The sequence below is a fragment of the Lysinibacillus telephonicus genome, assembly GCF_003966145.1.
GTDB lineage: Bacteria > Bacillota > Bacilli > Bacillales_A > Planococcaceae > Ureibacillus > Ureibacillus telephonicus.
The window spans coordinates 19,038-31,236 of the sequence record NZ_RXNR01000014.1 but is presented as its reverse complement, the minus strand read 5'-3'; the positions used below and the strand labels follow the sequence as shown (position 1 = coordinate 31,236).

Genomic DNA, 12,199 nt, shown 5'->3' with positions numbered 1-12,199 from the left:
GAACGAGAGGAGGAAAAGAAATGCGAAAGAGTCGAATTTTTTTATGTGTTGCTGTAGTAACTTTAGTTATCGCTTGCTTTTTTCTATGGCAGAAGTGGTCAATGAGTAAGGGGAATGAGACAACAACTGTAAGCGATGTTACAGTAATTGATCAAGCATTTTCACTTATTAAAGAAAAATCTGTGTATGGTACAAGCGAAGATGTGATTGTAGAAGGGGCTTTGCGAGGGATGGCAAACGCCATAAAAGATCCTTATAGTACGTACTATACAGCGAAGGAAGCAGCTATTCAAAAGCAGACATTAGCTGGACAAAGAGTTGGTATAGGAATTGAAATTACAGAGAAGAATGGAAAATTTATAGTTGTGTCTCCTGTGAAATCGTCGCCAGCAGAAAAAGCTGGTATTCGTCCTTTTGACGAAATCGTTCAAGTAGATAACGAACGCCTTGAAGGAAAAACAATTGGTGAAGTAATGCAGCTTATTCAAGGAGAGAAAGGTGAAAAAGTCACGCTCGTCTTATATCGTCCAAGCACTGAACGTCATATAAAAGTAAGTGTCGTGCGTGCTGAAATTGATAATAAAACAGTTGAATCTAAAGTTTTAACAGTTGGAGAGACAGATATTGGCTACATATCTATTTCAATGTTTGGAGAAAAAACTGCTGAAGAGTGGATTAGAGAAACAAAAAAATTAATTGGCAAAGATGTAGAAGGGTTAATCGTTGATTTGCGGGATAATCCAGGTGGATATTTACATAGCGTAGCTGCTGTCGTAAGTAGTATAGAAGATAAGAATACAGTATTTGCTTATATGCAAAATGGTCAAGGTGCTATGGAAGAATTAAAAACTGAACAGATTGATGAAGAAAAACAATATTTAGATAAAATGAAAAAGCTCCCAATTATCCTAATGCAAAATGAAGGAAGTGCTTCGGCAAGTGAAGTTATGGCTGGTGCATTACAAAGCTGGGAGCGAGCATTGATAGTAGGTGTTAAGAGCTTTGGAAAAGGCACTGTTCAAGAAACTTGGGATTTAAAAAATGGAGGCGAATTAAAGCTATCTACAAATAAATGGTTAACGCCAAATAGAGAATGGATTCATGGAAAAGGAATTAAGGCTGACATTGAGGTAGAACAACACCCTTTATACTCAATGGAAATTATTCCATTAAGTGGGGAATTTGGAGAGGGCGATTTTAGTGAAGAAATTGCGTATACACAAAAAATATTAAATGGGTTAGGTTATACAATTGAAAGAACAGATGGTTTCTATGATGAAGATACTGCTCAAGCAGTGGCGTTATTCCGTGAACAAAATGATTTAAGAAAAGGACGACATATGGATGATGCCTTCTTCTCCACTATCCGTGAGCAGGTAACAGCTTATAAAGAAAATGAAGATAATGATGTTCAATTAAATATGGGCTTAAGTGTTATGTTGCATCGTTTACAAGGTGATATTTGATTTTATCTTATACCTAAATTTAATTATATTCAGAAGCTTAATAGAAAAATAGTAAGTTTTTATCTACGCAACTGTATTCTCGTTTGATACAATGACAGTATTAGTAGTAAACAGGCGGTGGAAAAATGATAACTGATATATTAAGAGAGGTTGCTATATCAATTGGTCGGATGTTTATAAATCCATTATTTTATATAGTAATTTTAATGGCAATTTTTTTAGGCTATCGTCGTGTCAAACGAGAGAGAAAATTTTTCCATATCCGTATTTTATGGGGTTGGTCTGAGGCAATTGGATTACTAAAGGAAGGGTTGCTCATCTCCCTTATTATTTCGATTGTTTCTGTTGTTTTCGGGCTAACATTGCCAACACAATTTTTATACGTAGTGACGATTGCTAGTTTCATAGCTCTTGTAGTTTATGTCTTTCATTTACTTTCGCCGATTATATTATTTGCAGCTAGCATAATCATTTTAATGGTTATGAATATGCAGAATTGGTCATTTACTTTATTTGGTCTGACAGTTAATGGAATAGAGGTAAATGAGGGGGCTTCTGTTACAGCAGCTATCCTAGCTGGACTTTTACTTGTAGCAGAGGGCTTGTTAATTCGTAAAAACGGTGCAAAATATGCTTCGCCAATAATCGAAAATTCGAAGCGCGGTTTAAAGGCTGTTGCTTTTCTAAGTAAAAAAGTTTGGCTATTACCAATCTTTTTTGTTGTACCAGGTGATGCACTCGCAGCATATTTTCCATGGTGGCCTCAATTTTCTTTAGGTGCTGACCGTTTTTCACTCGTATTATTTCCTGTAATACTAGGCTTCCAACAAGTGACACGCCATACGTTGCCTGTCTATTTATATCCGAAGTTAGGTCGTACAGTACTTATTTTAGGTGAGCTAATCATAATCGGTGGTCTTGCAGCTTACTTTGAACCGTTAATTGGCTTGGCTGTATTAATAGTTGGAGCAATCGCTCGCATCATTATTTCGATTCGGTTTACAATACGTGAACAGAAGGATGTTTACGCAGTATCTGCAAAATCAAATGGTGTAATGATTGCTGGGGTATTGCCAAACTCTCCGGCTGAAAAAATGGGCTTAGGAATAGGCGAAGTAATCCGAAAAGTGAATGGAGTAGAAGTACATTCAGAGCGTCAATTGTATGAAGCACTGCAAATCAATGCTGCACATTGTCGTTTAGAAGTATTAAATCATCAAAATGAAGTTCGATTAACACAACATGTAGTTCATAGTGGTGATCATCACCGTATTGGACTTTTAATTGCAGAATAATAGTAATTTTGTTCGTGACAAGAGGGGCTTGTTATGGAATCAATTATTTTAAAAATAATACTAGCATTATTTTTACCAGGCATGATCGTTATTCTGTTAACAAGAATTACGTATAATCATTACGTTGCTTTACTATTATCAATTGCTTTAATCGCTGCTTCAGTATACGCAGGGTACACATCACCGCCCCTTATTTTTGTAGTTGATGCACTGTCATTAACGGCTGGTTTTTGGTTTGCTACACAGATGGTACAGCGCGGGATAAATAAAGATTAAAAAGTTAAAGGATAGATGAAAAAGGTATGAACTCTTTTTACATCTATCCTTTTTTGTATGTTTCTATAGCTTCTGTTAGCAGAACTATTAAGAAAACTTAAATAGGAATATATTTTATTTTTTGGGGAAGCCCCTTTAAAATTGTAAACAACTACGATTCTTTTAAATTTAAAAATTGACTAACATTTTTTACATATTCTTCTTTAGGAAAACTCTTATATAAATCACTAGATATCCTAATAGGATCACCGAAAAAGTATCGCTCATATTGAGTTTGCCTTGTTCCAAATGAACTCATCGTTAAATCCCAAGCTAAACGAAATATTTTTACTCGATCTTCAGCTGATTTCGTAGCTCCTTGAAGATACTGATTTAAGTCTGGACGTATACTTGACTGAAAAGCTTTTTCTGTTGGTAAAGTAATCATTCCACTAGCACCAATTAACTGAATAATTTCAGTAAAGCGAGGATAAATTTTAGGGAAAATATAACCAGCTACTTTTAGTGGGAAAATATCAGGACGCATAAACCCAAATTCATCTAAAGAAGCATTATTTTCTGCTCTTTCCAGCAATGCCTTCATAGTCTCAAGACCAGCAATGATTTCTGATACTTTATCATGTATGTGCTGATATTCACCAATATTAATTGTCTCGATAAGCAGCTGCGCAATCCCTAATAAAAATTCAGTTTTTACAATTTGTCTAGTTACTACTTGATGTTTAGCAAAAGCATGAAAGGAACTTTTAATGATGAAGTCTTCTGCTACCTCGCCATTATCATAATAAAATACTCTTTCCCAAGGGACTAAAACATTGTCAAAGACAACAATTGAGTCCATTTCTTCGAATCGAGAGCTTAAAGGATGGTCAAAATGAGAAGTCCCTCCAGCAAATATGTCCCGACATATAAATTTTAATCCTTTTGTATTAGATGGGATTGAGAAAGCAAAGGCTTCATCTTCATTAAAAATAAATCTGCCTACACTAAAAACTAATACTTCATCTGTTATACCGCCTTGAGTAGCAAGTAAGCGCGCCCCTTTAATGACAATCCCATCTTCGCTTACATCCACAACTTTTGCAGCGATCGGTTCATCGCTATTCTCTAAATAAAGATGAGATCGATTCACTTGTGGGCTAATAAATGTATGTGTGAATGATAAGTCTTTCTCTCTAGCATATTTAAAAAATTTTATAAGATTTTCTGGATAGCAATTCTCTTTTCCTTCTAAAAAGCCGGCCGAAGAAGCAAAACTCATTAAAACAGTATTCAAGTAATCAGGGCTTCTCCCCATTATTCCATAAGTTTGCTTTGCCCAATGTTCAATCATTTTCCGCCTTTTTATTAAATCTTCTTTAGATTTTGGCTGCAAAAAAGAAAGTCCAATTGAGTCACCTGTTTCAGGTGAGAGAAAAGTCATTTCATTTTTAAATTTAGGATTTAGTTGTAAATCATAAAGGGCGGCTTTTTCTTGAATAATTCCTTTAAAGGCAGAATGCTCGGAGATTAAACCTTCAATCTTTTGGCCGTCAAACCAAATTTCATTTTTTAGTTGGTTTACTCGGTTAATGAACTCATTTCCGTTAATAGCTCCCATAGTGCCACTCCTATTTATGAAAATTTTTACAATAATACTCTGTATAATATTTTATTAAACTATTGAAAAATGGTGAAATACCTATTTTTTTAAGTAAATTCAAAAATGTATGTTCTGTGCAGCTCTTAACGGTTGGAATTCCATGGGGTATAAATGTGAGGGGAAATTATTTTTTTATTTGAGTTATTGTTTTATTAATCCAAGATAGTTCAGTAAATCGTTTCAAAAATTTAGGGAATAATTTACAATGTTTAAAAGGAAATAAATTTAATAAATATTAATCTTATCTGTTAAAGGTAAAATGTGCAGTAGCCACTCGTATAAATATAAAAGTTAGGAGAAGAATTATATGAAACTAATAATTTTAACCTTAATTACAGTTTCAATAATCTTAAGTTGGCTAGACTTTAAAAAAGATATGAAAAATGCGGCACATATAGAGGATATAAGGAGTGGATTTGTACGCTTTCTTCTATCAATTATTTTATTTATTTTATGTATTATAGTGTTTATTTTTTAATAAAAGGGGTTTATCCAGCGGCAATGCTTTTATGTTGACTGAAACAAATATATTTTGAATGTTTAAAGTACACCAATTTAGCAAGTTCAATTATAATTTGATAAATGGGAATGTAGTATACGTATATAAATACTTTATAATTTTATAATAACTTACACCTAGGGGGGATATATATGTTTGAAAGATTTCGAAAGAAAAAACAGGAAGAGCTGCCAATATTATTAGAAGAAGAGATTAATCTTAGCAAGGAAGAAATTGCAGTATTAAAAGAGAAAGCTGAAACTATGGATGAAAGTACACTTCAAAAGCATAGTAAGCATTATTCTGATGATGGGCTTTGGAATAAGATAAAGAAATTTTCTAAAAAAGCTGGTTCATCTGCTGTGTATGCAGTGCTTCTCCTTTATTATGTATTACAAAAAGACGAGGTGCCTGCGAAAAATAAAGCCATTATCATTGGAGCATTAGGTTATTTTATTTTACCTCTCGACTTAATTCCGGATTTAGCAGCAGTAGTTGGATATTCTGATGATATAGGAGCACTTCTTGCAGCTTTATGGCAAGTATCAATGTATATTGATGCGGATGTTAAAAATCAAGCTAAAGAGAAACTAAAAGATTGGTTTGGCGATAATGTAGATACTTCAGAGATTGATAATAAATTGGCTTAGATTGTAAAAGAGGAGCAATGATTCATAAAATTCATGCTCCTTTTTTGTTGAAGTTATAATACCCAAAAAATCCAAAATGCATATTTCTAGACGTAAAAATAGTTGAGTAAATTTATCCCAAACCTATGTAATAAGAAAGCCTTATTTTTTATTTTCTGTTCGACAGACTTGCATCATAATTTTAGTGACGTAATGTTCTTTATGATTCTTTACAACAGTATCATAAATATACTCTTCAAAAGCATAATCTCCTAAAGTTAAATTTAAACGTTCCATCTCAGAGAAGAGACGCTTATATGTGTTTTGTATTGTTTTTTCATCACCAATATGATAACCGATAAGATGATCACCTGCAATTGCTTGAAAATAAGGGGAATCTTTCTTTGGACTTGATTGTTCAATATATAAATGGCTATAATTGTTGAATTCCCCCTTCAATAATTGCTCGCGTTTTGTAATAGCACCTATTGGATAACCTGTATCAAGTTGTAATACGTACAATTCATCAATAAAATCAGAAAAGACTTCTACAAATTCTTCATCAGATATATTTTCAATATTTCTGCTTAAATAAAGTGTTGCTTCGGGTAAGTGTTCTAGTGTAATTTTATCAAAATCTAGATGTGATGCTTCTTCCATTAATTTTATTTTTGTATCAATAATTTTTTCCTTAGCTTCTATTTCCTTGCGCATTTTTACGATTTCTTCTTTTTTTTGATACATTAAAGTCAAAAAGCTATCAGGTGATTTATTTTGCATATACTGTTGAATGTCGTTCAGTGACATACCAAGGTCCTTTAATAAATCAATAACAATGAATAAATCAAATTGTGAAATTGAGTAATATCGATAGCCTTTTTCATTTTTCATTATTGGTGATAAAAGACCAATTTGATCATAATAAAAAAGTGTCTGTTTGTTTACCTTACAAAGCTTAGCAAATTCACCTGTTGTTAAATATTTTCCCCTTTTATTATTCATTTTTTAAAACACCGTCCTTGACTATATAGTTACTATATACACTAGGATGGGAAATGTAAATAAATGATAACTGTACAAAACAGTTAAAGGAGTAATAAAGATGAAGAATAATAAAGTCACCTTAGGATTACTATTAATGAATCTATTTATAGCCTTTTTGGGTATTGGCCTTGTAATTCCAGTGTTGCCTACACTGATGAATGAATTAGGTATTACTGGAACAACAGTTGGTTATTTAACAGCTGCTTTTGCAATTGCTCAGTTGATTGTTTCACCATTTGCAGGGAAAGCAGCAGATAAATTTGGCAGAAAAATTATGATTGTCATTGGGTTATTTATTTTCGGGATCTCAGAATTGCTGTTTGGGATTGGCAGAGAAATCGAAGTGTTATTTATTTCTCGTATTTTAGGTGGAATTAGTGCTGCGTTTATTATGCCAGCTGTTACAGCTTTTATTGCTGATATTACGAATCTTGATAATCGACCTAAAGCCCTCGGTTATATGTCAGCTGCAATTAGTACAGGATTTATTATTGGACCAGGTATTGGTGGGTTTTTAGCGGAATTCGGAACTCGTATACCGTTTTTCTTTGCAGGAGGACTGGGTACAGTTGCGGCAATACTTTCTATCATTTTATTATCGGAGCCACATCGTACTGAAGAAAATGAGGAACAAATCTCAGATGGCAAAGTGGGCTTGAATCGTATTTTTGCACCAAAATATTTCCTAGCGTTCATTTTAATTTTTATTGCTTCATTTGGCTTAGCGGCTTTTGAATCGTTCTTTAGTCTATTTGTGGACCACAAATTCCAATTTAAACCATCAGATATAGCTATAGTTATCACAGGCGGGGCGATTTTTGGTGCAGTTGCACAGGTTATATTATTTGATAAGCTTACGCGAATTTGGGGTGAAATTAAACTTATTCGATATAGTTTAATATTATCAGCCGTACTTGTCTTTTTAATGACAGTAGTTCATTCATATTTATCTATTTTACTTGTAACATTTATTGTTTTTGTAGGATTTGATTTATTCCGACCAGCAGTTACTTCATATCTTTCAAATATAGCCGGGAACGAACAAGGCTTTGTTGGGGGAATGAACTCGATGTTTACAAGTTTAGCGAACATTAGTGGACCAATTCTAGGAGGAATATTATTTGATTTAGATATTAACTATCCTTACTATTTTGCAACTGTGATATTAGCCTTGGGAGTTGTTATTACATTATTCTGGAAGAAGCAAGCCAATAATTCTTCTAACAAGGTAAAGGCAAGTGTAGCTAATTAATCAAAATTATAAAATAAAACATTTTTAAATAAAGTGTGTTTCCTTATTGTTATATAATATGTAAGACTAATATTTTTTAAGAGAGCGTTAATCTATATGAATTGCCCAGTAGAAGATGAAAAACCTAGAGCAGTTCAAAAAGGGTTGACGCTTTTTTATTTGACTTACATTGCAACTAGTTGCTACTGTTCCAAATTCAACTTGCAATATAGTCAGCCTTTCCAACCTACTGAATATATGGATATTATTTTAAGTTATAGCATAGAAAAGTTACTATTTTAAACTCTTTATAAATAAAAGATCAAGTTGAAAATGGTATTTTTTATTTTTACAGAGAGCATTCGAACAGATTAAAACGGTATATTTGAATTTAAAGAGCAATGGCTGCCCACCTTATTGTAAAGATCGTGTAAATTAATTAACAATTCCATTATTCTGATTGAAGCGAAATAGTGGATATGGTAATTTGTAATTGGCATTATGATATCGAATTTCGATATCGGTTTTCGAGAATGAAAAGAGGTTTTAAAATTTGGAGGACAAGATACTACGAAAGCTTTTCTTGGGCTTTATACAAATTCATATTCTTCATCATGCAAAGGAACATCCTGTTTATGGTGCTTGGATGCTGGAAGAACTCCGTGAACATGGGTATGAAATAAGTTCTGGAACACTTTACCCTATTCTACACAGTATGGAAGCGGATGGTCTTTTACAAAAAGAAGAAAGAAATGTAGAAGGGAAAATTAGAAAGTACTATAAAGCTACAAGTAAAGGGGAAGAAGTGCTTATTCAAGCTCGTGCAAAAGCATACGAGTTATTTAAAGAAATAAAAAATTAAAGAAGTAGGTGATGAAATGACTAAATTGAAAATTTGGCTAGAAATATTAATGGTATCTACCAGACTTGGACTTACTTCATTTGGCGGTCCTACTGCACATCTGGGATACTTTCATGAAGAATATATTCGAAGAAGGAAATGGATGGATGAAAAAAGTTATGCTGATTTAGTTGCACTATGCCAATTTCTACCTGGCCCCGCCAGCAGCCAGGTTGGAATTGGATTAGGAGTTATGCGCGGTGGTATAATTGGGGGAATTATTTCATTTCTAGGATTTACACTTCCATCAGTTATCGCTCTCATTATTTTTGCAACTGCTCTCCAAACATTTGGCATTGAGGATGCTGGTTGGATAGATGGGTTAAAAATTGTTGCAGTTGTGGTTGTTGCCCATGCGATTTTAGGAATGGCGAAGAATTTAACTCCTGATATTAAAAGAAAAACAATCGCATTATTTGCCTTAGTTGTTACATTGCTTTGGCAAACTGCATATACTCAGATAGCTGTGATTTTAATAGCAGGTTTTATCGGTTATCTTTTATATCGTGAAAAAGCAAGTAAAGATGAAAAATTAAATGTTTCACTTTTCCCAATATCTAAAAAGTTAGGGTATTTTTGTTTGGCTTTATTCTTTGGATTATTAATTTTCTTGCCGATTTTAAGTAATTTTTCTTCATCTCAGTGGATTACAATGTTTGATAGTTTCTATCGTTCAGGGTCCCTTGTTTTCGGCGGAGGGCATGTAGTATTGCCATTATTGGAACAGGAATTTGTTCCAACTGGTTGGTTAAGTGAGCAAGAATTTCTTGCAGGATATGGTGCTGCGCAGGCCGTACCTGGTCCATTATTTACGTTCGCTACGTATATTGGAGCTGTTGTTGCTGGATGGCAAGGCGGATTATTTGCTACATTTGCGATCTTTCTACCTGCGTTTTTATTAATTTTAGGCACTTTGCCATTTTGGGATGACTTGCGCAGTAATCCTAAAATTAAAGGGGCGCTAATGGGAGTTAATGCTTCTGTAGTAGGTATCTTATTTTCCGCACTATACCATCCAATTTGGACTAGCTCTATTCAGGAATCGATTGATTTCGCCATTGCAGCAATCCTTTTTTGTATGCTTGTGTATTGGAAATTACCTCCTTGGGTTGTCGTATTAGTTGGGGCTATTGCAGGATTTCTTTTCCTATAACATATAGATTGTGAAATTATAATTATTGGAGTGCCAAGCAGGTGTTGATTCAGAAAGGGTCAACACTTTATTTATTGAAGCAACAAATAACAGAAGTTGAGGTAAAGGGAATAAAAAAATATTAATGATTTAGAAAAAATGAACTCAAGATTTTAATTAGAAATAAAGATTAATAGAAAAAGATAATTCAGGTGTAAAAGATTTGGAAAAATGATAAAACTAATAAAGATGTCTTAAAATACTATAAGGATTTTAAAGGGGGCAATTTTAATGGAAGAGAAATATCCAATTGGTAAATTTGAATTTGATGGTGAGATTACTGATAGTGTAATTAAAGAATGGATAAATGAAATTGAACAGTTGCCTAAATTATTACGAGAGGCTGTAAGTGACTTGACTAATGAACAGCTTGATACCCCTTACCGTTCAGGGGGTGGACTGTTCGACAAGTAGTCCATCATCTTTCAGATAGTCATATGAATGCATATGTTCGCTTTAAATTGGCTCTTACTGAAAAAAATCCTATTATTAAACCGTATGAAGAAGGGGAGTGGGCGAAGCTTCCTGATTACAAATTGCCAATTGATGTCTCATTATCACTGCTTGAATCATTGCACATACGCTGGACAAAACTTCTCCATAGTCTAAATCCTGCTGATATGGAAAGGATATTTATACATCCAGACTCAGGTGAAGTTTCAGTAGGTAAAAATATTGGTATCTACGCTTGGCATGGCCGACATCATCTTGCGCACATTACTGCTTTATGTAGTCGAAAAGGCTGGTAAATAAATCGGTTAGATAGTAAATTTTATTGACTATTTGCTTTAATTTTAAGATTGCTGGCATTGCAGCGGGACTACAATATTTCTCTAGCGACTTGTCCTTTGAATGCGAATTAGTTTTCGACGATTGGATTACATGTGTAATTTGTTGTTTGCTAGATTGTTTTAAGATAGAAGTTTTAGTTAAGGAATGGAATTATCAACAGGCATGCCTATATAAACATGCTCATGGTAATTCCTTTTTATTGTACTGCTTTTAGCTGGGTATATGATGTATATAAAGAGAGCCTTAATTACAGTATGGTTGATTTAACTTAAATAAAGATTTTGCTGGTCAACATGTTCAATGAATAATTTTAATGTTGCTGATTCATTATCCTTTTTCCAGGCCATTGAAGAAGTACAGGAAGTATTGTTTTCAGTCAATTTTAGATAGGTTACTTTATTATTAATATAGTTCATTATGGAAGCAGGTAAGACAGCATTTCCTACACCAGATGCTACTAAAGAAACAATTGTTTGAAGTTCGTTCGCCTGTTGAGATTGTATAGGGCTAAATCCAACTTCATAAAATAGATTTATAATGGCGTCGTAATAACCGTGACCTACATCTCGGTCAGTAAATATAAATGGTTCATTTTTAAAATTTAATAAACTAACAGGTTCTTTCATAGCTGCTAATGGGTGGGTACTTGGGATAGCTATAACAAAAGGTTCACTTCTTAAAGTTTTTAACTTTAATGAAGTAGATTCCACAGGGGGGACCAACATTCCAATATCGATTTCATTATTTTCTAATGCTTGTACCTGTCTTGCAGAAGACATCTGCGTTAAAATGATTTTTATTTTTGGATTAGCTTGTTGGTATGTTTGAATAAGTGTAGGTAGTAGGTCGTATGTAACGGAGCCTGTAAAACCTATAGATAGTTTCCCAAATTCACCTCTTTCAATCTGTTTAGTTTCTTCATAGACTGATTCCAGTTTAAGAACTATTTCTTTAGCTTTTTCTAAAAAATATTTACCAGCATCAGTTAATTCTACTACTCTTTTATTGCGATTAAATAATTTTACACCGATTTCATTTTCTAAAATTTTAATTTGTTGGCTTAAAGGAGGTTGAGATATCTTCAATTTTTCTGCAGCCTTCGTAAAATTTAATTCTTCTGCAACTGCTATAAAATACTGAATTCTGCGAAATTCCACTATGGTTTACCTCCTCACTTATATTTTAAACGTCTTACTAGTATTCAATATATATATTATACAGAGAGTAAAAAA

Annotated in this window: 10 protein-coding genes and 1 pseudogene; 8 read left to right on the top strand and 3 right to left on the bottom strand. The window is 33.4% G+C overall.

From position 1 onward, the window contains the following. Positions 1-20: 20 nt before the first annotated feature. The 3 genes from EKG35_RS06780 (at position 21) to EKG35_RS06770 (ending at position 3,037) form a co-directional block, all read left to right on the top strand. Positions 21-1,466 carry a S41 family peptidase gene (locus tag EKG35_RS06780; RefSeq protein ID WP_126293685.1) on the top strand — a complete coding sequence of 482 codons (1,446 nt, stop codon included), beginning with the start codon at positions 21-23 and terminating at the stop codon, positions 1,464-1,466. A 125-nt stretch (positions 1,467-1,591) separates the two neighbouring features. After that, on the top strand, positions 1,592-2,761 hold the full coding sequence (locus EKG35_RS06775; RefSeq protein WP_126293684.1) for a PDZ domain-containing protein: 1,170 nt from the start codon (positions 1,592-1,594) through the stop codon (positions 2,759-2,761). A 33-nt stretch (positions 2,762-2,794) separates the two neighbouring features. Continuing rightward, positions 2,795-3,037 (top strand): CsbA family protein, encoded by a 243-nt coding sequence (locus EKG35_RS06770; RefSeq protein WP_126293683.1) that lies wholly within the window; start codon positions 2,795-2,797, stop codon positions 3,035-3,037. 151 nt (positions 3,038-3,188) lie between these two features. On the opposite strand, the gene hpaB is transcribed toward EKG35_RS06770, so the two are convergent. After that, positions 3,189-4,637, bottom strand: a complete 1,449-nt coding sequence (hpaB, locus tag EKG35_RS06765; RefSeq protein WP_126293682.1) for a 4-hydroxyphenylacetate 3-monooxygenase, oxygenase component — start codon at positions 4,635-4,637, stop codon at positions 3,189-3,191. 693 nt (positions 4,638-5,330) lie between these two features. Here hpaB and EKG35_RS06760 point away from each other — a divergent pair. After that, entirely contained in the window at positions 5,331-5,828 is a 498-nt protein-coding gene (locus EKG35_RS06760; protein ID WP_126293681.1) for a YkvA family protein, read from the top strand. 141 nt (positions 5,829-5,969) lie between these two features. Here the strand turns inward: EKG35_RS06760 and EKG35_RS06755 are convergent, their stop codons facing one another. Continuing rightward, positions 5,970-6,809 carry a MerR family transcriptional regulator gene (locus tag EKG35_RS06755; RefSeq protein WP_126293680.1) on the bottom strand — a complete coding sequence of 280 codons (840 nt, stop codon included), beginning with the start codon at positions 6,807-6,809 and terminating at the stop codon, positions 5,970-5,972. A gap of 100 nt (positions 6,810-6,909) precedes the next feature. Here EKG35_RS06755 and norA point away from each other — a divergent pair, with 100 nt between their 5' ends. The 4 genes and pseudogenes from norA (at position 6,910) to EKG35_RS06735 (ending at position 10,924) form a co-directional block, all read left to right on the top strand. Next, complete coding sequence (gene norA, locus EKG35_RS06750) at positions 6,910-8,103, top strand: multidrug efflux MFS transporter NorA (protein WP_126293679.1); 1,194 nt, start codon at positions 6,910-6,912, stop codon at positions 8,101-8,103. Between the two features lie 532 nt (positions 8,104-8,635). Next, a complete protein-coding gene (locus EKG35_RS06745) occupies positions 8,636-8,944 on the top strand; it encodes a PadR family transcriptional regulator (protein ID WP_126293678.1) in 309 nt (102 codons plus the stop codon). Between the two features lie 16 nt (positions 8,945-8,960). Continuing rightward, positions 8,961-10,136, top strand: a complete 1,176-nt coding sequence (locus EKG35_RS06740) for a chromate transporter (RefSeq protein ID WP_126293677.1) — start codon at positions 8,961-8,963, stop codon at positions 10,134-10,136. Positions 10,137-10,406: 270 nt separating this feature from the next. Then, a pseudogene (locus tag EKG35_RS06735) lies at positions 10,407-10,924 on the top strand (YfiT family bacillithiol transferase). Between the two features lie 306 nt (positions 10,925-11,230). Here EKG35_RS06735 and EKG35_RS06730 read toward each other — a convergent pair. Beyond that, positions 11,231-12,124: a LysR family transcriptional regulator gene (locus EKG35_RS06730; RefSeq protein ID WP_126293676.1), complete on the bottom strand. Its 894-nt coding sequence runs from the start codon at positions 12,122-12,124 to the stop codon at positions 11,231-11,233. Positions 12,125-12,199 lie beyond the last annotated feature (75 nt).

Bases quoted from the DNA above. Each gene is read 5' to 3' on its own strand.
- hpaB (WP_126293682.1), bottom strand. From the start codon at position 4,637: ATGGGAGCTATTAACGGAAATGAGTTCATTAACCGAGTAAACCAACTA.
- EKG35_RS06775 (WP_126293684.1), top strand. From the start codon at position 1,592: ATGATAACTGATATATTAAGAGAGGTTGCTATATCAATTGGTCGGATG.
- EKG35_RS06755 (WP_126293680.1), bottom strand. From the start codon at position 6,809: ATGAATAATAAAAGGGGAAAATATTTAACAACAGGTGAATTTGCTAAG.
- EKG35_RS06780 (WP_126293685.1), top strand. From the start codon at position 21: ATGCGAAAGAGTCGAATTTTTTTATGTGTTGCTGTAGTAACTTTAGTT.
- EKG35_RS06740 (WP_126293677.1), top strand. From the start codon at position 8,961: ATGACTAAATTGAAAATTTGGCTAGAAATATTAATGGTATCTACCAGA.
- norA (WP_126293679.1), top strand. From the start codon at position 6,910: ATGAAGAATAATAAAGTCACCTTAGGATTACTATTAATGAATCTATTT.
- EKG35_RS06760 (WP_126293681.1), top strand. From the start codon at position 5,331: ATGTTTGAAAGATTTCGAAAGAAAAAACAGGAAGAGCTGCCAATATTA.
- EKG35_RS06770 (WP_126293683.1), top strand. From the start codon at position 2,795: ATGGAATCAATTATTTTAAAAATAATACTAGCATTATTTTTACCAGGC.